Genomic DNA, 21590 nt, shown 5'->3' on the forward strand with positions numbered 1-21590 from the left:
GAAATTAAGCCGGCGGTCGATGGGGATAACTAGGACGCGAGTCCCGCCAGTCTAGTGCCCGGCCAGCCAGCGTTCCGCATCGAGTGCCGCCATGCAGCCCATGCCGGCGGCCGTCACCGCCTGGCGGTATTTGTCGTCGGTCACGTCACCCGCGGCAAACACGCCTTCAACAGAGGTTTCGGTCGAGCCCGGCTTCACCATCAGATAATTGCCCGGCTTCATGTCGAGCTTGTCGAGGAAAAGCTCCGTCGCCGGCTGGTGACCGATCGCGATGAACACGCCGTCGGCCTTGTGCTCGGTCACCTCGTGGGTCTTCAGATGCTTGATCTTCGCACCGGTGACGCCCGGCGGGTTCTGCTCGCCGAGGACTTCTTCCAGCACACTGTCCCAGATCACCTCGACCTTGGGGTGATTGAACAGGCGTTCCTGCATCACCTTTTCGGCGCGCAGGGAGTCGCGGCGGTGCACCAGCGTCACCTTCGAGGCGAAATTCGTCAGGAACAGCGCCTCCTCGACCGCGGTGTTGCCGCCGCCGATCACGAAGACTTCCTTCTCGCGATAGAAAAAGCCGTCACAGGTCGCACACGCCGACACGCCGAAGCCGCGATACTTCTCTTCGGATTCCAGGCCGAGCCATTTCGCGCTCGCCCCCGTCGCGATGATCAGCGCGTCAGCGGTGTAGGTCGTGCCGCTGTCGCCGGTCAGCGTGAACGGGCGCTTGGACAGGTCCACGTTGGTGATGATGTCGCTGACCATTTCCGCGCCGACATGTTCGGCCTGGGCGCGCATCTGCTCCATCAGCCAGGGGCCCTGGATAACGTCCGCGAAGCCGGGATAATTCTCCACGTCCGTGGTGATCGTCATCTGCCCGCCCGGCTGCAGGCCGGCAATCACCATCGGCTTCAGCATGGCGCGCGCGGCATAGATCGCAGCGGTGTAGCCGGCGGCGCCGGACCCGACGATGACGACTTTGGAATGGAGGGGTTCGGACATGTGGGAAAGGCTCCGGAGGAATCGGGTATCGGCTCTGTGGGCCTCTAGTTAGGCCGCAGCCCCTTGCGGCTCAAGGCCGAGCCTCAACACCACCTCGCGCGCGGCCTGCGCCGTCGCGTCGAGCGGGGGATAGGTCCAGGATTCGACCGGGCCGAGCAGGGGTCGTAGCGCCCCGTGGGCTTCCAGCGCGCCATAGAGCCGGGAGAACTTTCCGGGGTCACCATCGAGTGGCAGGGAATAGACTGGCCTTCCGGTCGAGGCGGCCTCGACCAGCATGTTGGTGGAATCTTCCGTGACGCAGATCAGGTCCGCCGCGGCGAGGAAGGCGAAATACGGATTCTCGCCCATGCCATCGAACAGCCAGACACGCTTGTCGCCGTCGAACCGCGCCTTCAGCGCTTTGGTCAGCGCCTCCGGCGTGCGCCGCGAGACCGACAGCATCAGGGAATAGCCTGCGTCGAGCAGATCGCCGATCCGCGCTTCCAGATTGGCGGAAACTTCGGGTGTCACCTTGAAGCGCTTGTTCGGCCCGCCGATCAGGACTGCCGCGCGCGGCGCGGGCAGGGCTGCCAACTCCTTCGCGAACGCGGCCTTGCCCTCGGCGAGCCGGTCCGGGCTCACCCGGTGCGGCGAGCCGATCATCGAGATCGCGTTCGCCTTGCGCACCCGGTCATGTCCCGGCGCGACGATCAGGTCGAAACGGTCATAGTGGTTGCGCGGGTCCTGGACGTAGACGAAGCGAGCGGCGGGAAAGATCTTGCGATGCCGCCGCGCCAGCTTCAGCGCCGGCCGGCCGCAGCCGATCCAGACATCGGGCGTATCCAGCTCGGGCAGTGTAACGAAACCGTCGTCGCGGATGGTGACGCGCGCAACGACAGCGTTGCCGAGTTGCCGCGCGACAGCTTCGGCCAGGCCGACGGCCTGGTTCTCGACGCCGCGGCGGGTGTCTGCGACCGCCCAGATGACCTTCGGAGTCGTGCCCATACACCCGTTTAGCAGGCTTCCTGGGCGGGGCGTCAATCACATGCTGCTTGACACGAACCGCATACATGCGACAAATGTCACATCATACCTGTGGTGTGTCGTGGAAAAACCCAGCCCCTCCGAGATGTCGGTTCTGAAAGCCCTGTGGTCGCAATCGCCGCTGGGCGCGCGCGAGATCCATGATCGAGCGGGCAGCGGTCAGAACTGGTCCTATTCCACAACGCGCACGCTGATCGCGCGCATGGTCGAGAAGGGCCTGATCGGGCGCGGCGACGCGCACGGCCTCGCTGTCTTCGCGCCGAAAGCCACCAAGGCGCAGGTTCTGAGCGCGATGATCCGCAGCTTTTCCGCGCAGGTCTTTGACCTCGACGAACCGCTGCCGGCCTCGGCCTTCGCGTCGAGCCCGCTGCTCGATCCCGCCGATATCGCCGAGCTTGAAAAACTCCTCGCCGAAAAGCCGGAGGACGAGGCATGAGCGTGATCGGGATCAGTCTCGCGGCGGCCGCCAGCCTCGCCATCGCCGCGCTCGTCTGGGTCTTCGGCCGGGGACGGGAACGCGGTGAAGCGTACTGGCTGACGGGATACGCGCTCGCCGCTCTTTCCCTCATTGTCGCCGCCGTGTCCCCCTGGTTGAACGCGGCGCTCCCGTCGCTGGCCGAACCGCTTGAGCCGGTGACGGCTCTGATCGCGCCGCAGCCCGCCAGCGGTGCGGAACCAGCCGCGCTGGCGATCACGCCCGGCCTGCGCTGGGACCTGATACTGCTGGCGCTCTGGGGTGCGGGGGCGGCCCTGCGCGGGGTCGTCGAACTCCGCCGATCGCTTTTGCTCCATCTGCGACTGAAGAAAACGCAACCGGCGGACAGTGAAACGCGCGCGCGGGTCACCCGGGTCGCCCGATCCATGGCGGTCAGCGCGGTGATCGACGTGCGGATCGATGCGGTGCCGTCGCCCTTCGTCTGCGGCCTGTTGCGACCGATCCTGGTTCTGCCGCGCGACAACGGGACCGACGATCTCGTTCTCGCCCATGAACTGGCGCACATACGCCGCCGCGACAGCCGAACCCTGCTCGCCATGCGCCTCGCCGGGCTGGCGCTCTGGTTCAATCCCTTCGTCTTTCTCATCGAGCGCGAACGCCGCTTGGCGGTGGAGATCGCCTGCGACCGCGCTGCGCTCGAAACCCTCGGTAACGGCAGGGCACGATCCTACGCCCGTTCCCTGCTCCAGGCTGCCTGCGCGAATTCGGGGCCGCAGGCCGCACTCGGTTTTGGCGTGGAACCCAGGAAGGCACTCGAAATGCGTATACGTTCCATTCTCTCTCCTGCCCCGAAAACCCGCTCTGCGGGCGGCATGGTCGCGCTCGCCGCGCTCGCCGTGATGGCGCTTCCGGTCGCCGGACTTCAGGTCGCGGAAGCCTCCGGCATGGCCGCCGATCCGGACTTCACCGCGCCGGTCGTCCAGGGCCGTACCACGTCCCGCTTCGGCCCGGCCGCGCCCGGCCCCGATGGCCCGCGCAATCACACGGGCCACGACATCGCCGCGCCTGCCGGCACGCCGGTCATCGCGCCGGCAGGCGGCCGCGTCACTTATGCCGGCAGCGGCTATAACGGTCAGGCAGGGTGGGGCAATGTGGTCGAGATCGACCACGGCAGCGGCTGGACCACCGTCTACGCCCAGCTTCAGGACTATGCCGTCGCCCCGGGCGACGCGGTCCTCGCCGGTCAGGTGATCGCCCGCGTCGGGTCTTCGGGCGTGTCGACCGGTCCGCACCTGCATGTCGAAGTGCACCGCGACGGCGAGCGCCTCGATCCCGCCGACCATCTGCCGGGCCTTGCCTCGGCCACGCCATCGGACGGCTGACCCCGAACCGCCGCCGGTAACAGAAACGCCGGGACGAGGACCGTCCCGGCGTTTCGATTTCAGTCAAATGGTCCGGATCGTCAGATCCATTCCACCTTCAGGATTTCGTACGATTTGAGGCCGCCCGGGGCGTTCACCTCGATCACGTCGCCGACTTCCTTGTTGATCATGGCGCGCGCGATGGGGGAGGTGATCGAGATCTTGCCCGAGCGCACATCCGCCTCGTCTTCGCCGACGATCTTGTAGGAGGCTTCTTCCTCGGTGTCCTCGTCGACGACCGAAACGGTCGCGCCGAACTTCACCGTGTCGCCGTCCAGCTTGGACACGTCGATCACTTGGGCGCGCGCGATCTTGTCCTCAAGCTCGGCGACGCGGCCCTCGATCCAGCCCTGGCGTTCCTTCGCCGCGTGGTATTCGGCGTTCTCAGACAGATCGCCATGCTCGCGCGCTTCGGAAATCGCCTGAATCACGGCGGGCCGCTCAATCGTCTTCAAACGCTTCAATTCTTCGTCGAGGGCCCGATAGCCCTCGTCGGTCATCGGTACTTTGCTCATGTTCGGTAATCTCGCTCGGAAATGGGGAGCTATTCTCAATCCCCACGAGAGTAGGATTGGAGCGAGCGCGGTTCAAGCGCGCCTGCATCGATCTTTTTCAGCGACTTCACCGCCGCCTCCGCCGCGGAGGCCGTCGTGTAGCACGGGATTTTCAGTTCCAGTGCCGTGCGACGGATGGAATAGCTGTCCTTGTGCGACTGGCGGCCTTCGGTCGTGTTGAAGATCAACTGGACTTCACCATTCTTGATCGCATCGACGATGTGCGGGCGGCCCTGGGACACTTTCTTCACCCGGGTCACCGGAACACCTGCGGCTTCGAAATGCGCCGCCGTGCCGTCGGTGGCGAGCACGGTATAGCCCATCTCGGCCAGCATCTTCGCGGCCGGGACCATCATGTCCTTGTCGGATTCCTTCAGCGAAACGAAGACCGCGCCAGACTTCGGAAGCTTCACGCCCGCGCCAAGCTGGCTCTTGGCGAATGCGCTTTCGAAGTCGGCGTCGATGCCCATGACCTCGCCGGTGGAGCGCATCTCCGGGCCGAGCACCGGGTCGACGCCGGGGAAGCGCGCGAACGGCATTACCGCTTCCTTCACCGCGACATGTTTCGGCGCCGGGTCTTTCAGCTCGAAAGACGAAAGGGTCTCTCCGGCCATCACTTTCGCGGCGATCTTCGCCACCGGCACGCCGATCGCCTTGGCGACGAAGGGCACGGTGCGCGAGGCGCGCGGATTGACTTCCAGCACGAAAATCTCGCCGTCCTTGATGGCGAACTGGACGTTCATCAGCCCCTTCACGCCGATCGCTCTCGCCAGGGCGATGGCCTCGGTCTTCAACTCCTCGATGGTGTCCGAAGACAGCGAGAAGGGCGGCAGCGAGCAGGCCGAGTCGCCCGAATGCACGCCCGCCTCCTCGATATGCTCCATCACGCCCGCGACGAAGACGTCCTCGCCGTCGCAGATCACATCGACATCGACCTCGTCGGCATTGTCGAGATAGCGGTCGACCAGCAGCGGTGTCTTGCCGGTCACATGGACCGCCTCGCGCAGATAGCGTTCCAGGCCTTCCGGTTCGCGCACGATTTCCATGGCGCGGCCGCCCAGCACGTAGGAGGGGCGCAGCACCAGCGGGAAGCCGAGCGTTTCCATCGCCGCGAAGGCCTCGGCCTCCGAATGCGCGATCACGTTCGGCGGCTGGCGCAGATTGAGCGTGTCGAGCAGCGCCTTGAAGCGTTCGCGGTCTTCCGCGAGGTCGATCGCGTCCGGCTGCGTGCCAAGGATCGGGATGCCGGCTTTTTCGAGATCGCCCGCCAGCTTCAGCGGCGTCTGCCCGCCATACTGGACGACGACGCCCGCCAGCGTGCCGTTCGAGCGCTCGGTCTCGATCAGCTCCAGCACGTCTTCCGTGGTCAGCGGTTCGAAATAGAGGCGGTCGGCCGTGTCGTAGTCGGTCGAGACCGTCTCCGGGTTGCAGTTCACCATGATGGATTCAAGGCCCATCTCGGCGAAGGCGAAGGCCGCGTGGCAGCAGCAATAGTCGAACTCGATGCCCTGGCCGATCCGGTTCGGACCGCCGCCGAGAATGATCGCCTTGCGGCGGTCGGTCGGCTGGCTCTCGTCATCCGCCGTACCACCGAACGGCGCGGTTTCGTAGGTCGAGTACATGTAGGGCGTCGCCGCGACGAATTCGGCCGCGCAGCTGTCGACCCGTTTGTAGACGGGGCGGACGCCGAGATCGCGGCGCGCGGCGCGGACAGCGTCCTCGTCCTGGTCGGTCAGCTTGGCGAGACGGGCATCGGAGAAGCCCATCGCCTTGATCGCGCGGAAGCCGGCGGCATCCTTCGGCAGGCCTTCCATGCGGACCCTATGCTCTACCGCGACGATTTCCTCGATCTGGCGCAGGAACCACGGCTCGTAGGCGCAGGCGGCGTTGATCTCGTCGACCGTCATGCCTTCGCGGAAGGCCTGGGCGACATAGCGCAAACGATCCGGCGTCGGGCGGGCGAGCGCGGCGACCATCGCTTCGCGCCGGGCTTCCGGCGTCTTCGCCTCGCTGAGGCCCTCGACATGGATCTCGTCGAAACCGCTGAGGCCGGTTTCGAGCGACCGCAGCGCCTTCTGGACCGATTCCTGGAAATTCCGGCCCATCGACATCGCTTCGCCGACCGACTTCATCGACGTCGTCAGGATGTTGGAGGCGCCGGGATATTTCTCGAAGGCAAAGCGCGGGATCTTGGTGACGACATAGTCGATCGTCGGCTCGAAGCTGGCCGGGGTCGCGCCCTTGGTGATGTCGTTGGCGATCTCGTCGAGCGTGTAGCCGACGGCCAGTTTCGCGGCGACCTTGGCGATCGGGAAGCCGGTGGCCTTCGAGGCCAGTGCCGAGGAGCGCGACACGCGCGGATTCATCTCGATCACGACCATGCGGCCGGTCTTCGGATCGACGGCGAACTGCACGTTCGAGCCGCCGGTTTCCACGCCGATTTCGCGCAGCACGGCGATCGAGGCCGAGCGCATGCGCTGGTATTCCTTGTCGGTCAGCGTCAGGGCGGGGGCGACGGTCACGCTGTCGCCCGTGTGCACGCCCATCGGATCGATATTCTCGATCGAGCAGATGATGATGCAGTTGTCCGCGCGGTCGCGGACCACTTCCATCTCGTATTCCTTCCAGCCGAGGACGCTTTCCTCGACGAGGATTTCATTGACCGGGGAGGCGGCGATACCCGCCGCGCAGATCTCCTCGAACTCCTCGATATTGTAGGCGATGCCGCCGCCCGTGCCGCCCATGGTGAAGGACGGGCGGATAATCGCCGGCAGGCCGATCTCCGCCTGCAGCGCCTTGGCCTCTTCCAGCGTGTGCGCGACGCCCGAGCGCGGGCTTTCGAGCCCGATGGAGTCCATCGCCTCGCGGAAACGCTGGCGGTTTTCTGCCTTGTCGATCACGTCGGCGCGCGCGCCGATCATTTCAACGCCGTACTTCTCGAGCACGCCGCGGCGGTCGAGCTCCAGCGCGCAGTTGAGCGCGGTCTGCCCGCCCATCGTCGGCAGGAGGACATCCGGCTTTTCCTTGGCGATGATTTTCTCGACCATTTCCGGCGTGATCGGCTCGACATAGGTCGCGTCGGCCAGGCCCGGATCGGTCATGATCGTCGCCGGGTTGGAGTTGACCAGGATGACCCGGTAGCCCTCTTCCTTGAGGGCCTTGACCGCCTGAACGCCCGAATAGTCGAATTCACAGGCCTGACCGATGATGATCGGCCCGGCGCCGATGATCAGGACGCTTTCGATATCGGTACGTTTCGGCATGGTTCTTCCCGTCTCGTCTCGCGCGCGAACACCCGGCCCGGCTCCACTTTATCGCGCGGGTCCGGCGGGGTGTCGATTGAACTGTCGTGCTAGGCGCCCGTACTAACCGTGAATCGCCGCCTTGGCGAGGGGTTTAAACGCCCCTTATTTCAGCCCCGCCCCACAGCATGGGCTGGATCGTCTCGGGCAGGCCCTCGACCCGGTCGGAGATGAGCCAGAAGGCCCGCTCGTGGAACAGCGGAACGACGACATTTTGGCCGAGAATGATCGTCTCGGCCGCGCGATAGAGTGCATCGCGTTCCGTGTCGTCCACCGCCGCGCGCGCTTGAGCGATCAGGGCCGTGAACTCCGCAGAGGCCGGGTTCTCGCCCGCATACCAGTTCATGTTGTCGGCGAACTGGCCCGGTGCGAACGGTTCCAGCATGAAGTTGGGCTCGCCTTTCAGACCCCGGTCGAAATGCGCCAGCGCCAGATCGTAATCACCTGCATCGACGGCCTGGTAGAGATCGGTCGCAGGGGTCGCGAGGATGTCGACCTCCAGGCCCGAACGGCGCAGATCGTCGGCGACTACCACGGCAATCCGCTCGCGTTCACCGCTCAGGCAACGGAGAAGGAGGGGCCGGTGCTCTTGCGGCATCGCGACCACGGTCAGCGTTGTGAACACGTCCGACCCTGGAATGATCGATTCCGTCGGTGTGGCCACGCCGGGCAGGAGATTGTCGGCGATGAAGGCGCGGTCGATGGCCTCGGCGCACCGCTGCCGCGTGACAGCGTCCACCCGGGCCATATTGCATTTGAAGTAGGTGAATTTCGGCGCAGCATAGCCGTGCAGCCGGTCACCGATCTGCTCGCGCAAGAGGGCGATCTGGTTCGCCATCGGATTGTCGGCGAGGTCATAGTCCCCCGCGCGGAACAGGCGCTGGCGCGTCGCCGCGTCTTCCACCGCCTCGATATGCACATTCTCGATCCGCGCCGGATTGCGCGCCAGCGGATTGCGCCGCAGCTGCAGCGACAGGGCGCCGGCTCCGGACACCACAAACGGCCCGCAGCCGACGAAGTTTTCCGGCCGTGTCCAGCCTGAGCCGTGCGCCTCGATGGCGTGGCGCGGGAAGGGATAGAATTCGCGCATCAACAGCGGGAAGAAGCTGATCGGCGCAGTCATCTCGAACTCGATCGTCAACGGATCGAGCGCGCGCACGCCCATGGCCTCGGGCGGGGCTTCCTGGCGCAGGACTTCCGGCGCGTTGAGGACGGAGTAGAAATCGCCGATCTGCGCGAAGGTGGAGGCCGGATCGACGATCCGACGGGCCGACCAGACAATGTCCTCGGCGTCGAGCGGTGTCCCGTCGGACCATTGAAGGCTTTCGAAAAGCCGGAACGTCCAGCGCGTGGCGTTATCATTGGCAAACCAGTGCGCTGCCAGCCCGGGTGCGACACCGCCGTTCGGGCCGTAATCGGTCAGCGGGCCATGGATCTGCTTGTAGACGAGGGCGGCCGTGGCGAACTGGCCGATCGCCGGGTCGAGCGAGTCCGGCATGCCGCCGATCGCGACGCGAAGGAGGTCACCTTCCGCCGCCGCCTGCCGCTGACCACAGGCGGACAAGCCGGCGAGCGACAGCCCGCCGAGCATCAGGGCGCGGCGATCGACCGGAAACCGGGGAGGGCTCAGCCCAGCACCTCGCGCTCGGGATCAACCTCGCGCTTGCTGGGGTCTGCGAAGTAGAGGCCGCCGGTATTCCAGCGCTCCACCGGGCCATAGGCCGACATCGCGCCGAGCGCGGTATAGTGCGTGATGATCGCCTTGCGCATCGCGTTCGGATTCTTCGCCACCGTTCCGCGGTGCAGAAGGCGGGCATGCCAGATCAGCGCGTCACCCTTCTCGGCGAGGAAATCGACCTTTTCGAGGTTTTCTTCCGCGATCTTGGATTCGAAGAAGGGTGTCAGTACACGCTCCGAATGGATCGGCCACGATCGCTGGGTGCGCACCTCTTCCGGCACGAAGTTGAGAATCTTGCTCTTCTTGATGTGCGGCCACTGGTGCGAGCCGGGCACGAACTGGAAGGGACCGCTGTCGGCGGTGATCGTGTCGAGCGCGAACCAGCAGGCGACATAGCGCCCGCGCACCTCGTCCGGATTGAGATAGTCGTCCTGGTGCCAGTCGCGCTGCGTCGTCTTCCAGCCGGTGAGGTTGAGATTCATCACCATCGGCTCGCCGATCAGCTTTTCCAGCTTCTCCATCAGCGCGCCATGGAGGCAGAGATCGCGGATTTCCTTGATCTCCATATAGGGCGTCTCGTCGTCCCAGCCGCCGGTCGACTTCACCTTCTCGCGGACCCGGCAATAGCGGTCGATCACCTCCTCGGGGATGAAGTTCCGGAGGATCAGATAACCGTTCTCGCGCCAGAAGCGCTGGTCCTCATTGAGGGTCGAGACATCGACCGACTTGCGGTCGAGCGGCGGCAGCATGTTGTCGCTGTGCTCGTCCTCGGCGATGTCGGTCCAGCTGATCGCGGTTTTGAACGGGTTCTGCGCGAAGAGGATCAGTTCCTGGTCGTGGTCCGGCCCGCCGGCGAGCAATACGCGCGACGCGCCGAAACCGGCCTTGCGGCAGGCTTCTTCAAGGCTTTTCGGCGAGAAGAACCAGCGCCGGACATTCGCCCCGAGCGGCGGCCAGTCGACGCCCTCGGCCTTGCGGCCTTCCGCGTCGAAATTCGTCGTCGAGATCATCACCATGCCGCCGGGCTTCAGGCGCGCGCGGCAGGCCTTCAGAAAGGCGACCGGGTCTTCGGTGAAGGTGATCACGTCGAAGGCGGTGACGACCTCAAACTCATTCTCCGGCGTTGCGCTGTCTTCGATCTTCTTGGGTTCGATCTCGACCTTCAGGTGTTTCTGACCCCAGGCCGCGATCTCGCGCCAGTTGTCGACACCCTGGGCGCGCCAGCCATTGGCCCGGGCGTGCATGCAGAAATAGCCGGGGCCGCAACCCACATCGAGCAGGGCCCTTCCCCACGGCCCGTCCTTGACGACCCACGGGGCGAGGTCGCGGGCGGCCTCGCTCATCCGCTCGTACTTGAAACGGAGACCGGAGAGGTCGAGCGCCTCCCAGTCGTCCATGTAGGCGTGGGCCGGCAGATTGGTGAAATCGAACGCCGTGCCGGGCTGGCGCTCGGCCAGACCGCAGGCCTGGCACTGCTCGACCGTGATGGTCTGGTTGATGGGAACGGTGACCGGTCCGTAGATCGTCTCGCGGCTGCCGCCGCACACCGGGCACGTCTCCACCTGGGCGATCATCTCAGGCCGCTTCCTTCAGCGCACTCACGAACCTGTCGAAGACGGCGAAGCTGTCCTGCGGGCCGGGGCTGGCTTCCGGGTGGTGCTGCACGGCCCAGACCGGGCGGTCCTTCAGCTTGAAGCCGCAATTCGTACCGTCGAACAGCGAGACATGGGTCTGGACCGCGTCGGCGGGCAGCGTTGCCGCATCGACCGCGAAGCCGTGATTCATCGACACGATTTCCACCTGGCCCGTCTCCAGATTCTTCACAGGATGGTTCGCCCCGTGGTGGCCCTGGACCATCTTCAGCGTTTTTCCGCCGAGCGCCAAGGCCAGCATCTGGTGCCCCAGGCAGATGCCGAGCGTCGGCACGCCGGCATCGATCACACCGCGAATGGTTTCCAGCGAATACTGACCGGTCGCGGCCGGGTCGCCCGGACCGTTGGACACCAGCACGCCGGCCGGCTTCAGCGCCAGCACGTCGGCCGCGCTGGCCGAGCCCGGCACCACGTGAACCCGGGCGCCGGCGGAGACGAGGCGGCGGAGGATGTTGGCCTTCACCCCGTAGTCGAGCACGACGACGAGCGGACCGTCCTTCGGCCCGGCGGTGAAGCCTTGCGACCAGGCCCAGTCGCCCTTGTCCCAGTCGGCCGCGCCGGTCGACGAGACGGCCTTCGCCAGTTCGCGGCCTTCCATCGTCGGCGCGGCGGCGGCCTGCGCCTTCAGCGCGTCGAGGTCGAAATGGCCCTCCGGGTCATGCGCAATCACGCCCATCGGCATGCCTTCGTCGCGAATGCGGCGGGTCAGGGCGCGCGTGTCGACCCCGGTGACCGCGACGATGCCGCGATCGGCCAGCCAGTCGCTGAAACTCTGCTCGGCGCGCCAGTTCGCCGGCGGGGTGATCGGCGCGCGAGAGATCATGCCCACGGCGGCCTTTCGCCCCCGATCGCACGAGGCTTCCTCGTCCTCGATATTCGCGCCGACATTTCCGATATGCGGGAATGTGAAACAGACGATCTGACCGGCATAGGACGGGTCGGCCAGGATTTCCTGGTGGCCCGTCATTGCCGTGTTGAAGCAGACTTCGCCGATGGCCGAACCGGTCTTGCCGGCACCGAAGCCCTGCAGGACCGTGCCGTCGGCAAGAACGATCACCCCGGTCGGACGACCTGCCGGGGCTTGATTTTCTCTGGGGGCCGTCATATCAGCGCGCTCCTTGGAAATCGGACGGGGAGTGACTACATCACCGGTCCGAATTTTGCCGCGACGATAGGCAGGCAAACGGCAGGCGTCAAGAAATGGAACGCGCCGATTATCGCTGGAAAAACAAAGTGTTGATCTGGTGATCTGCTGAACGTCCACACAGGTATCAAAACACATGTCCATTCGTGAACGAATCCAGTCCGAACTGAAGGCCGCCATGAAGGCGAAGGACCCGGTGCGTCTGTCGACGCTCCGCCTCATCGCCGCGGCCATCAAGGACCGGGACATTGCCGCCCGCGCGGAAGATCGCTGCGGTGGCTGCGACCACACCGAGATGATGGCGATCCTGCAGAAGCTCGCCAAACAGCGTGACGAGAGCGCCGACACCTACGAGAAGGCCGGCCGCCTCGACCTCGCCGAGCGCGAGCGGACGGAAGCCGAGATCGTCCGCGAATTCCTGCCCAAACCGATGGACGAAAGCGAAATCGACCAGGCCGCCCGCGGCGTCGTCGACGAGCTGAACGCCTCCGGCCTGAAGGACATGGGCAAGTGCATGGGTGCCCTGAAGGAGCGCTATGCCGGCCGCATGGACTTCGCCAAGGCGGGCGCCAAGGTGAAATCCTTGCTGCAGGAAGTTGCCTGACCGATGGCGCCTTGCCGCGCCGCGGTCTAGTCTGTCCGCATGCGCCTTACTGACGACTTCAAGGATGAAATTCGCGCGCGTATCCGCCTGTCCGACCTGATCGGGCGGACCGTACCGCTGAAGCGTCAGGGCCGCGAATTTGCCGGTCTGTCTCCCTTCAAGAAGGAGAGAACGCCGTCCTTCTTCGTCAACGACGAGAAGCGTTTCTACCATTGCTTCGCCTCCGGCGAGCATGGCGACGCCTTCGACTGGCTGATGAAGATGGAGGGCCTCAACTTCATGGAGGCCGCCGAGCGCCTGGCCGGCGAGGCGGGCATGTCGCTGCCGGCACCCGATCCCATGGCCGCGCAGAAGGCCGAGGAACGCAAATCCCTCATCGAGTGGATGGAGGCCGCGCAGCGCTTCTTCGAAAACGCGCTGCGCTCCCGTGCCGGAACCAATGCGCGCCGCTATCTCGAAGGCCGCGGCATCGGCCCGGACGACTGGAAGCGCTTCGGCATCGGCTATGCCCCCGACAGCCGCTCCGCGCTGAAGGACGAGCTGATCCAGGCCGGCGCCCATGCGCGCGACCTGATCGAGTGCGGCCTGCTGATCAATCCCGAGGATTCCACTCCGGCCTATGACCGCTTCCGCGACCGGGTGATGTTCCCGATCCGCGATCCGCGCGGGCGGCTGGTGGCGTTCGGCGGACGGGCGCTGTCGAAACAGGCGCGGGCGAAATACCTGAACTCGCCCGAGACGCCGATCTTCCACAAGGGCTCGACCCTCTACCGCTATCCCGAAGCCCGCCGCGCGGCCTCCGACCCGACCTCGGGCGCAAAGGGACTGATCGTGGCGGAAGGCTATCTCGATGCGATCGCCTTTGCCCGCGCCGGGATCGAGTATGCCGTCGCACCGCTGGGCACGGCCCTGACCGAGGACCAGCTGACCCTGCTCTGGCGCGCGGGCGGCGAACCGGTGCTCTGCTTTGACGGCGACAGCGCGGGTCGCCGTGCCGCGGCCAACGCCGCCGACCGGGCCCTGCCGATGATCGAGCCGGGCCGTACGCTGCGCTTCGTCTTCCTGCCCGACGGCAAGGACCCGGACGACCTGTTGCGCGAGGAAGGCGCCGCTGCCCTGCGCGCGGCCGCGACCCAGACCCGCTCGCTGGCGCAACTCTTGTGGGACCGCGAGGCCGAACTCGAACCGCTCGACGATCCCGACCGCCGCGCCGCCTTCCGCCGCCGTATTCGCGGGTTGCTGCAGAAAATCGCCAACCCGGATATCCGCGAGGAATACCGGACCGAATTCGACAACCGGATGCAGACCCTGTTCGGCAGTCAGCGCCGCGACCGCCGCGCCGGGGAGTGGCGCCGGAACGGCCCCACGCCCGGCCCGACAGGCGAGTTGAAGCGCAAGATCTCGGGCGACCGCGCGACGCCGACGCTGAAACACCTGTTGCTGGCCGCGATCGAATACCCGGAAATCGCCGAGAACAATGCCGAAACCCTGGCCGCGCTCGAATGCGGTTCGCTTGACTCCTTGCGCAACGCCGTTCTAGACGCCTGCGCTTCCGGAAAACTGTCCGGCGACGGCGGTTTGCGGGCGGCACTGGAGGCAGAAGGGTTCTCGGACATCTTGCGTCGGTTGGAGAGCGACCGGATTCCCATGCGCGCGGCGCTGGGGGGATCCGAGGCGCCTTTGGCACAGCGCGAGACCGCTTGGAATAAGCTGGCGGCTTCCTATATGGATCGGCTGGACAAGAGAACCAAGCGCGAGGAAATCCGTAATCGCCTGGACGAGGAGATCGGCCGGGGCGATTCGGACAATTTGCGCCGACTCGTGGAAGCCTTCCGGAGGACGGGTGAAGGCGACGGGCCGGTTTGAATAACGGGCGGGGGCCGGTTATCGGCATCACATCTGGCGTAGACGCCAAGTGGGATTTGAAGGGCGAATGAGCAAAACCACCGAAGAGGCCACCACGCAGGAGCCGCAGGACGGCCCGATCCTCGATCTCAACGATCAGGGCGTGAAGACCTTCATCAAGACCGCCAAGAAGCGCGGCTACGTGACCCATGAGGAACTCGTCCAGGTCCTGCCGGAGGATGAATTCACCTCCGAGCAGATCGAGGACGTGCTCGCGAAGCTGTCGGAAATGGGCGTGAACGTCATCGATGCCGAAGAGCAGGATGATGACGGCGAGCCGAAGGACGACGCGCCGGCCGGCAAGGGCAAGGCGCGCGCTTCGTCTTCCGATGACGAAGATGAGGAAGAAGAGGACGACGAGGAGGGCGGTTCGCGCTCCCGCGCCGTCTCCGGCAAGGCGTCGACCGCCGTCGCTGGCCAGAATACTCCGGCCTCCGCCGACCGCACCGACGACCCTGTGCGCATGTATCTGCGCGAGATGGGCTCGGTCGAGCTTCTGTCGCGCGAGGGCGAAATCGCCATCGCCAAGCGCATCGAGGCCGGCCGCAACGCGATGATCCGCGGCCTGTGCGAAAGCCCGCTGACCTTCGAAGCCATCATGGTCTGGCGCGACGAGCTGGCCGAGGGCCAGGTCCTGCTGCGCGACATCATCGACCTCGAAGCGACCTTCTCGGGCAAGAACCCGCAGCCGGACTATTCCGAAGGCGGACGCCCGGATCAGCAGCCGGGTGCCCAGAACAAGAAGCCGGGCCAGCGCGCCGCATCGTCCGATGACGACGAAGACGGCGAAGACACCGAGAACGACGAGAACAAGCCGGACGACGAGGACGACGAGGACGAGGGCCAGAACCTCTCCCTGTCGGCCATGGAAGCCGAGCTGCGTGACGGCGTCATGGAAATCCTCGACGCGGTCGCCCGCGACTTCGCGGCCTTCCGCAAGCTGCAGGACAAGCTGGTCGAGGCCCGCCTCGCCGGCAAGGACCTGTCCAAGAAGGACCGGGAGAAGATCGAGGAGCTGCAGTCCGGCATCGTCAACGAGCTGAACTCGCTGCACCTCAACAACGCCCGTATCGAAGCGCTGGTCGACCAGCTTTACGCGATCAACCGCGAACTGATGGCGCTGGAAGGCAAGCTCTTGCGCATGGCCGACGCCCATGGCGTGCCGCGCTCAGGCTTCATGACTGCTTATTTCGGAAACGAAACAAATCCGGACTGGATTGCCGCCCAGAAGGGCAGCTCGAAAGCCTGGGACCGCTTCATCGAACGCGAAGCCAAGGATGCCGAGGCGATCCGCCTGCAGATTGCCGACCTGGCGCAACGCTCCGGCGTGCCGGTCGACGACTTCCGACGTATCGTGAAGACCGTCCAGAAGGGCGAACGCGAGGCGCGCATCGCCAAGAAGGAAATGGTCGAGGCCAATCTCCGCCTCGTTATTTCGATTGCGAAGAAATACACCAATCGCGGCCTGCAATTCCTCGACCTGATCCAGGAAGGCAATATCGGCCTGATGAAGGCGGTCGATAAGTTCGAATATCGCCGCGGCTACAAATTCTCGACCTATGCGACCTGGTGGATCCGCCAGGCCATCACCCGCTCGATCGCCGACCAGGCGCGGACCATCCGCATCCCGGTCCACATGATCGAGACGATCAACAAGATCGTGCGCACCTCCCGCCAGGTCCTCCACGAGATCGGCCGCGAGCCGACCCCGGAGGAGCTCGCCGAAAAGCTCGGCATGCCGCTGGAGAAGGTCCGCAAGGTGATGAAGATCGCCAAGGAACCGATCTCGCTCGAAACCCCGATCGGCGACGAGGAAGACAGCCATCTGGGTGACTTCATCGAGGACAAGAATGCCGTCCTGCCGATCGACGCGGCCATTCACGCCAATCTGCGCGAAACGACGACCCGCGTCCTCGCCTCGCTCACCCCGCGCGAAGAACGTGTGCTGCGCATGCGCTTCGGCATCGGCATGAACACCGACCACACGCTCGAGGAAGTCGGCCAGCAATTCTCGGTGACCCGCGAACGCATCCGCCAGATCGAGGCGAAGGCGCTGCGCAAGCTGAAACACCCGAGCCGGAGCCGGAAGCTGCGGAGCTTCCTGGATAACTGACGTTATGGAATCGAACCGGATTGTAATCTGTTTCGATCCAAATCCGGACGCTGCCTTCGCACTCGATGACCGAGTAAGCGAGGTTTGGCTGGTCTCGTCGGATGCTAACAAAGCTCTGGCTGGAACGCTGCGTGGGCGCGGAGCAAATGTCACGCTGTTTCACCTGGACGAGCCAAGTGTGCGCTCAATAGCTGAAGTGCTTGAGGAGGTGCGCGTTCACCATCCAACGATAGGTGAACGCACTTTCGTTTTCCCGAACGAGAACAAGCATGTTTTTGAAGCTGCCATAGCTTCCTGGAATCTGGAGTAACCCATGACCGACCTGACCATTCGCGCCGCGCGTTCGAAGGATGCAGCGGCGATCGCGCGGCTGTCGAAGGAGCTCAACGAGGTCGTCAACGACTCCACTGAGCACTGCACGCCGGAGAACATCAAGGCGACGCTCTTCTACCACGACACCAGCTTCCACGTGCTCGTCGCCGAGAAGGCAGACGGCGAAGTCATCGGCTATGCCGTCTGGCACGCCTTCTATGACAGCGGTCATGGCGGGGCCGGGGCCTGGCTGGCGGAAGTCTGTGTCGGCAGGCACGGCCGCGGCGCGGGCGCGGGCCGCGCCCTGTTCGAGGCCGTCGTGGAGGACGTGAAGGACAGCCCCGCCACCTTCATGATGTGGACGTCCTCAGAAACCGACGCGGCCGAAGGCCTCTATGAAAGCTCTGGCGGCTATTCCAAGGGCGTGAAGCGCTGGGAACTGAACGGGCTATAAAATTTCCGGGATTCACTTGTCTCGGCTGAAGTGATAGTTTCCTCGCATGGCGAAGAGTTCGAAAATTGGAAGGTCGGCGAGCACGGGTCAGTTCGTTCTCGGACGTGCCGCATTCGCAAAAATCAGCGCGGTTGAAGGCCTGCGTGCGTCCAAGACAATGAATTCCGATTTCAAGAAACTGGATGCCGAGAACGCCACGCCGGAACAACGCCGGAAATATTTGGCCAGCAAGTACGGCAACTAGGCTGAGCCGCGATGTATGACGTCGCGGATACCATCTACTGCTATCCCGGATCCAACGTTCTAAGGAACAAAGCCGGGATTCGCGATGCACGGACCCTCGAAGCGTTCGAATTCGTCATGTCTGCGCAGCGGGCCGAGGAGCCGCTTCCGGCCGGACGGCTTTCCCCGACCCATTACCGCGCCGTTCATGCCCACCTTTTTCAGGACGTATTTGACTGGGCGGGCCAATATCGAACCACACGAATATCGAAGGGCGGAAACGCATTCTGCTTTCCGGAGAATATCCAAGCCGCAATGACCGAATTGTTCGACTTGCTTCGGCGGGAGCGCTATCTGCGATCTTGAACCGGACCAGTTTGCGGTCGCGGGTGCTCATTTTCTCGCGGAGCTCAACGCCATTCACCCCTTTCGCGAGCGGAACGGCCGGGCGCAGAACGCCTTTTTTGCGATGCTTTGCGCGCGTGCCGGACATCCCCTTCACTTGGACCGGCTCGACGAACACGCCTTTCTCGACGCCATGATCCGCAGCTTTCACGGCGACGAACAATCTCTTGCGAGCCAGATCCGGGAAATGATCGACTGACGCCATGCCCCAGACCGTCATCACTGTCGAAACCACCGGCCCCGGCCTTTACGACTTCACCCGCGCCGCAGACGCCTTCGTGCGCGGGGCTGGCGCGGGGGAGGGGCTGCTGACCGTCTTCGTGCGCCACACTTCCTGCTCGCTGGTGATCCAGGAGAATGCCGATCCGGACGTGCGCCGCGATCTCGATGACTTCTTCCGCCGGCTGGTGCCGCCCGCGAACGATCCGTCCATGCGCTGGCTGCGCCACACCACAGAGGGTCCCGACGACATGCCCGCCCACATCAGGGCGGCGCTGACCCAGACCTCGATCGGGATTCCGGTCTCCGGTGGCCGTCTCGCGCTGGGCACCTGGCAGGGCCTCTACCTGTTCGAGCATCGCGACCGGCCCCACACGCGGCAGGTGGTGCTGCATCTCTCCGCATAGAGAAAGAGCGCGGCAGGTTTCCCCGCCGCGCCCCGTCCAGTCCCTCGCGCCTTCGCGGGATCAGTAGCGTTCACAGCCCTCGACCTCGTCGGCGGCGACATTGATGGCGCGTTCGCGCAGCGAATTGCCATCTCCATTGCCTTGCGAACGGATCAGCATGCCGAGCGCGGCACGGCCCAGCCGCTCGCCGGCCCCTTGTTCCTCGCGAACGACGCAGGGCCGGTCTTCCTCATAGGCCGGCTGCACCGCCGGGACGATCAGCGCCGCGGCCATATCCACGGCATCGAAACCGCCCTGCGGGTCTTGCGGCTGGCCGGCATAACCGTCGCCGTTGACGTCGCCGGACGCGACGCGGACGCCGCCCTGGTATTCCGCACGCGCCGGCGTGGCCGCACGGGCAGGCGGACGCGTATCCGCGCCATTCGTCCGGGTCACGCCGCGGGCCCGCGGCGGCGTCTGTGCCGCGATCGTGCCCGACCCGCCATACTGGGTGACCACGTCCTGGATGTCGGGATCGCCGTGATAGAAGATGTGCACCGGCACCTCGATCGCGCGCAGGCCGGCATATTCGCCGGAGATGTTCTGGCTCTCATAGCTGCACCAGCCGACGAGGTTGAGCGCGACCGTCGTCACGAAGACGTCGTCGACACGCAGGAAGTCGGCTTCGCTGCCGGCATTCTGCGCCAGGAAGTGCTCGAGACGGCCTTCAACGAATTCGACCGGATTGAAGCCCCCCAGATTCACGCCGCCATTCCAGCTGTCCGGCAGATTCATCGTCGAACTGATCGAGACGTTTTCCAGCGTGTGCGTGCCGGAAAAGTTCTGGACGGCCGACGGGCTCCACGGCCCGACGGGCAGGATGTCGGCACCGTTCTGGGCGGCCACGACATTGGCGTTGCCGTACATCACGCGGGCGCGCAGCGCGGCGGTGTCGGCGGTGTTGAACGACTTGCACCACACCTGGCCATTCACCTGGATGACCGGGTCGACGGACACCATGCGCAGATCGCGCTGGGCCGGGTCGGTCGAGGCCGACATGTTCCGCACCGAGATATTCACCGCCGGGATGTTATTGGTGATGAGGATGTCGTGGACCGCAAAGGACAGGTCCGTCTGGTCGGCCAGGGCCGGGGTCGAGGCGAGCGCCATCGCGCCCACGAGAAGCAGGTTTCTCATTTTCAGTCTCCGTAAGATTGCGTGTGAGATCAGTCGCGGCGGCGCGGATTGGGCCGGGTGGCGCGGGGGGCTGCGCCTGCCGGGGCGGCCGCGGCGGCGTTCGTGGACTCGCCGTCGATATCGTCGATCTCGATGAAGACAGGGGTTCGCGGCTGCGGGCCATTGCCCTGGGCGCGGACATTCTGGACCGCGGGCAGAAGCAGGCCGGCCTGTGCGTCGTCGTCGGTCGCCCGCATATCCTCCACGACGACCGCGCCGCGACGGCGGGATTGAGCAGTGGTGGCCTGCGCATCACTCGCACGATTGTCGATTTCGTCCGGCTCAACACCCTCATAGGTCTGTTCGACCTCGGTGTAGTTGAGCGAGAGCGTCTCTGACTGGCCGAGCGACGGGGCGGATACGAGCAGAGCCAGCGCTCCGGCGGTGAGAAGGATGGGGTTTGTCGTTTTCATTTCAGTCTCCAGGTTGATGGACCGCGCTGTCCCTCAACATGGCGCGGCGTTGACGCGGCGCCTTCTGACCGTCTTCGCCATTCACGGGGAGATGCACCGACGCACACCGCCGCGCATGCGCAGTTGCGCGCGCCATGCAACTTGGTTGCATTGGGTTGCACGCCGTGACAAAGAATTGTCATGCGGCCCGGTGATTTTGCAGAAAAGCTGAAACTCGTGCTCAAGACACTGGTCCTGAGCCGGACCGGTCTTGCCTCCGCGATCAATGTCGACAAGTCGCTGGTTGGCCGCTGGGCGTCCGGCGCCGTCATCCCCTCGGAGCATAATCTCGCGCACCTGACCCGCTTCGTCGCCGAGCGCATCGACGGCTTCACCATGCTTGACTGGGATCGCGACCTGCCGGAATTCACCTCGGCGCTCGGCGTCTCGGCCGTGGCACAGCCGGCGTCAGCGGCGCCATCGCAATGGATGCCCACTTCCTTGCTCGAGGAAGCAATGCGCGGCGGGCAACGCCGCGGGTCGAGCTATGAGGGCTTCTGGCGAACGACGAGATTCTCCAGCGATCTGCCCGGCCGCTTCCTGCGCGACATCACCATGATCCGCTGCGACGATCAGGGGATCATCCGCTTCCGCGCAGGCGTGGAGCGTGTCCGATATGAGGGCTGGGCCCTGCTGCTGCAGCACCAGCTCTTCTCTGTTGGCTGGGACATCGCGGGCAGCTCGATGATCTTCGGCCTCTATAACGGTGTTGCGCGGAACCGGGCCGAAATCCTCGACGGGATCAGTATCGGGACGCTTCAGGATGCGGGCGGATCACCGGCGGCTTCGGCCTGCGTTCTGGAACGCATCGGCGAACTTTCCGGCGACCGCGATGCCGACTTCGAACGGTTCGAAGCCGAAGTCGATGCGCTGGAGCCCGTCGCCCCCGACGGCGAAGTGTCCGACCGTCTGCGTCTCCACCTCACCAAGACCGTCTCGCCCGATGTGCCTGGCCTGATGCGCATGCTGTTCTCATCGTCGATGGCGCGCGGTCCGCTCGCCGACGGCAGCGGACCCGTCTGATCCTGGCCGCATTCCGGCACTGTTCCATCGGGGCCGGCACGCTACACTGGGGCAAC

19 protein-coding genes are annotated in these 21590 nt (G+C 65.1%); 10 read left to right on the plus strand and 9 right to left on the minus strand.

The annotated features are described in order from the left end of the window. Positions 1 to 51 precede the first annotated feature (51 nt). Together trxB and L5876_RS00550 are read right to left on the minus strand one after the other, a co-directional pair. Positions 52 to 993: a thioredoxin-disulfide reductase gene (gene trxB / locus L5876_RS00545; RefSeq protein WP_236954141.1), complete on the minus strand. Its 942-nt coding sequence runs from the start codon at positions 991 to 993 to the stop codon at positions 52 to 54. Between the two features lie 48 nt (positions 994 to 1041). After that, on the minus strand, positions 1042 to 1977 hold the full coding sequence (locus L5876_RS00550; RefSeq protein WP_236954142.1) for a mitochondrial fission ELM1 family protein: 936 nt from the start codon (positions 1975 to 1977) through the stop codon (positions 1042 to 1044). A 40-nt stretch (positions 1978 to 2017) separates the two neighbouring features. Between L5876_RS00550 and L5876_RS00555 the strand changes: the two genes are divergently transcribed. Then, complete coding sequence (locus L5876_RS00555) at positions 2018 to 2452, plus strand: BlaI/MecI/CopY family transcriptional regulator (RefSeq protein WP_236954143.1); 435 nt, start codon at positions 2018 to 2020, stop codon at positions 2450 to 2452. Next, positions 2449 to 3834: a M23/M56 family metallopeptidase gene (locus L5876_RS00560; RefSeq protein ID WP_236954144.1), complete on the plus strand. Its 1386-nt coding sequence runs from the start codon at positions 2449 to 2451 to the stop codon at positions 3832 to 3834. The genes L5876_RS00555 and L5876_RS00560 overlap by 4 nt, the downstream gene beginning before the upstream one ends. A gap of 80 nt (positions 3835 to 3914) precedes the next feature. Here L5876_RS00560 and greA read toward each other — a convergent pair whose 3' ends face one another. The 5 genes from greA to carA all read right to left on the minus strand — a co-directional run bounded on the left by greA (position 3915) and on the right by carA (position 12164). Then, on the minus strand, positions 3915 to 4388 hold the full coding sequence (gene greA / locus L5876_RS00565; protein WP_039719245.1) for a transcription elongation factor GreA: 474 nt from the start codon (positions 4386 to 4388) through the stop codon (positions 3915 to 3917). 35 nt (positions 4389 to 4423) lie between these two features. Then, positions 4424 to 7690 carry a carbamoyl-phosphate synthase large subunit gene (carB, locus tag L5876_RS00570; protein WP_236954145.1) on the minus strand — a complete coding sequence of 1089 codons (3267 nt, stop codon included), beginning with the start codon at positions 7688 to 7690 and terminating at the stop codon, positions 4424 to 4426. 133 nt (positions 7691 to 7823) lie between these two features. Continuing rightward, a complete protein-coding gene (locus L5876_RS00575) occupies positions 7824 to 9320 on the minus strand; it encodes a peptide ABC transporter substrate-binding protein (protein ID WP_236954146.1) in 1497 nt (498 codons plus the stop codon). Positions 9321 to 9355: 35 nt separating this feature from the next. Next, the gene (locus tag L5876_RS00580) at positions 9356 to 10981 is read right to left on the minus strand and encodes a phytanoyl-CoA dioxygenase family protein (RefSeq protein ID WP_236954147.1); all 1626 of its coding nucleotides are present in this window, start codon (positions 10979 to 10981) and stop codon (positions 9356 to 9358) included. 1 nt (position 10982) lies between these two features. Beyond that, the gene (gene carA / locus L5876_RS00585; protein ID WP_236954148.1) at positions 10983 to 12164 is read right to left on the minus strand and encodes a glutamine-hydrolyzing carbamoyl-phosphate synthase small subunit; all 1182 of its coding nucleotides are present in this window, start codon (positions 12162 to 12164) and stop codon (positions 10983 to 10985) included. A 175-nt stretch (positions 12165 to 12339) separates the two neighbouring features. Here carA and L5876_RS00590 point away from each other — a divergent pair, with 175 nt between their 5' ends. The 7 genes from L5876_RS00590 to L5876_RS00620 all read left to right on the plus strand — a co-directional run bounded on the left by L5876_RS00590 (position 12340) and on the right by L5876_RS00620 (position 18844). Continuing rightward, positions 12340 to 12807: a GatB/YqeY domain-containing protein gene (locus L5876_RS00590; RefSeq protein WP_039713014.1), complete on the plus strand. Its 468-nt coding sequence runs from the start codon at positions 12340 to 12342 to the stop codon at positions 12805 to 12807. A 39-nt stretch (positions 12808 to 12846) separates the two neighbouring features. After that, on the plus strand, positions 12847 to 14673 hold the full coding sequence (dnaG, locus tag L5876_RS00595) for a DNA primase (RefSeq protein WP_236954149.1): 1827 nt from the start codon (positions 12847 to 12849) through the stop codon (positions 14671 to 14673). Between the two features lie 67 nt (positions 14674 to 14740). Then, positions 14741 to 16825 (plus strand): RNA polymerase sigma factor RpoD, encoded by a 2085-nt coding sequence (rpoD, locus tag L5876_RS00600; protein WP_236954150.1) that lies wholly within the window; start codon positions 14741 to 14743, stop codon positions 16823 to 16825. 313 nt (positions 16826 to 17138) lie between these two features. After that, a complete protein-coding gene (locus L5876_RS00605; protein ID WP_236954151.1) occupies positions 17139 to 17591 on the plus strand; it encodes a GNAT family N-acetyltransferase in 453 nt (150 codons plus the stop codon). 46 nt (positions 17592 to 17637) lie between these two features. After that, entirely contained in the window at positions 17638 to 17835 is a 198-nt protein-coding gene (locus tag L5876_RS00610) for a hypothetical protein (RefSeq protein ID WP_236954152.1), read from the plus strand. A gap of 116 nt (positions 17836 to 17951) precedes the next feature. Beyond that, positions 17952 to 18179 carry a Fic family protein gene (locus L5876_RS14845; RefSeq protein WP_369281001.1) on the plus strand — a complete coding sequence of 76 codons (228 nt, stop codon included), beginning with the start codon at positions 17952 to 17954 and terminating at the stop codon, positions 18177 to 18179. Between the two features lie 242 nt (positions 18180 to 18421). Then, complete coding sequence (locus tag L5876_RS00620; RefSeq protein WP_236954154.1) at positions 18422 to 18844, plus strand: secondary thiamine-phosphate synthase enzyme YjbQ; 423 nt, start codon at positions 18422 to 18424, stop codon at positions 18842 to 18844. A 60-nt stretch (positions 18845 to 18904) separates the two neighbouring features. Here L5876_RS00620 and L5876_RS00625 read toward each other — a convergent pair whose 3' ends face one another. Next, positions 18905 to 20020, minus strand: coding sequence for a hypothetical protein (locus L5876_RS00625; protein WP_236954155.1), 1116 nt, complete (start codon positions 20018 to 20020; stop codon positions 18905 to 18907). A 29-nt stretch (positions 20021 to 20049) separates the two neighbouring features. Then, a complete protein-coding gene (locus L5876_RS00630; protein WP_236954156.1) occupies positions 20050 to 20472 on the minus strand; it encodes a hypothetical protein in 423 nt (140 codons plus the stop codon). Positions 20473 to 20652: 180 nt separating this feature from the next. On the opposite strand from L5876_RS00630, the gene L5876_RS00635 reads away from it, so the two are divergent. Then, positions 20653 to 21534, plus strand: a complete 882-nt coding sequence (locus L5876_RS00635) for a hypothetical protein (protein ID WP_236954157.1) — start codon at positions 20653 to 20655, stop codon at positions 21532 to 21534. Positions 21535 to 21590 lie beyond the last annotated feature (56 nt).

The sequence above is a fragment of the Hyphobacterium sp. SN044 genome (assembly GCF_021864465.1).
In the GTDB taxonomy this organism is placed as follows: domain Bacteria; phylum Pseudomonadota; class Alphaproteobacteria; order Caulobacterales; family Maricaulaceae; genus Hyphobacterium.

What these genes read in the sequence shown, in the direction of transcription:
- trxB (WP_236954141.1), bottom strand. Translation starts at nt 993, where the DNA reads ATGTCCGAACCCCTCCATTCCAAAGTCGTCATCGTCGGGTCCGGCGCC.
- L5876_RS00550 (WP_236954142.1), bottom strand. Translation starts at nt 1,977, where the DNA reads ATGGGCACGACTCCGAAGGTCATCTGGGCGGTCGCAGACACCCGCCGC.
- L5876_RS00555 (WP_236954143.1), top strand. Translation starts at nt 2,018, where the DNA reads ATGCTGCTTGACACGAACCGCATACATGCGACAAATGTCACATCATAC.
- L5876_RS00560 (WP_236954144.1), top strand. Translation starts at nt 2,449, where the DNA reads ATGAGCGTGATCGGGATCAGTCTCGCGGCGGCCGCCAGCCTCGCCATC.
- greA (WP_039719245.1), bottom strand. Translation starts at nt 4,388, where the DNA reads ATGAGCAAAGTACCGATGACCGACGAGGGCTATCGGGCCCTCGACGAA.
- carB (WP_236954145.1), bottom strand. Translation starts at nt 7,690, where the DNA reads ATGCCGAAACGTACCGATATCGAAAGCGTCCTGATCATCGGCGCCGGG.
- L5876_RS00575 (WP_236954146.1), bottom strand. Translation starts at nt 9,320, where the DNA reads ATGCTCGGCGGGCTGTCGCTCGCCGGCTTGTCCGCCTGTGGTCAGCGG.
- L5876_RS00580 (WP_236954147.1), bottom strand. Translation starts at nt 10,981, where the DNA reads ATGATCGCCCAGGTGGAGACGTGCCCGGTGTGCGGCGGCAGCCGCGAG.
- carA (WP_236954148.1), bottom strand. Translation starts at nt 12,164, where the DNA reads ATGACGGCCCCCAGAGAAAATCAAGCCCCGGCAGGTCGTCCGACCGGG.
- L5876_RS00590 (WP_039713014.1), top strand. Translation starts at nt 12,340, where the DNA reads ATGTCCATTCGTGAACGAATCCAGTCCGAACTGAAGGCCGCCATGAAG.
- dnaG (WP_236954149.1), top strand. Translation starts at nt 12,847, where the DNA reads ATGCGCCTTACTGACGACTTCAAGGATGAAATTCGCGCGCGTATCCGC.
- rpoD (WP_236954150.1), top strand. Translation starts at nt 14,741, where the DNA reads ATGAGCAAAACCACCGAAGAGGCCACCACGCAGGAGCCGCAGGACGGC.
- L5876_RS00605 (WP_236954151.1), top strand. Translation starts at nt 17,139, where the DNA reads ATGACCGACCTGACCATTCGCGCCGCGCGTTCGAAGGATGCAGCGGCG.
- L5876_RS00610 (WP_236954152.1), top strand. Translation starts at nt 17,638, where the DNA reads ATGGCGAAGAGTTCGAAAATTGGAAGGTCGGCGAGCACGGGTCAGTTC.
- L5876_RS14845 (WP_369281001.1), top strand. Translation starts at nt 17,952, where the DNA reads ATGTCTGCGCAGCGGGCCGAGGAGCCGCTTCCGGCCGGACGGCTTTCC.
- L5876_RS00620 (WP_236954154.1), top strand. Translation starts at nt 18,422, where the DNA reads ATGCCCCAGACCGTCATCACTGTCGAAACCACCGGCCCCGGCCTTTAC.
- L5876_RS00625 (WP_236954155.1), bottom strand. Translation starts at nt 20,020, where the DNA reads ATGAGAAACCTGCTTCTCGTGGGCGCGATGGCGCTCGCCTCGACCCCG.
- L5876_RS00630 (WP_236954156.1), bottom strand. Translation starts at nt 20,472, where the DNA reads ATGAAAACGACAAACCCCATCCTTCTCACCGCCGGAGCGCTGGCTCTG.
- L5876_RS00635 (WP_236954157.1), top strand. Translation starts at nt 20,653, where the DNA reads ATGCGGCCCGGTGATTTTGCAGAAAAGCTGAAACTCGTGCTCAAGACA.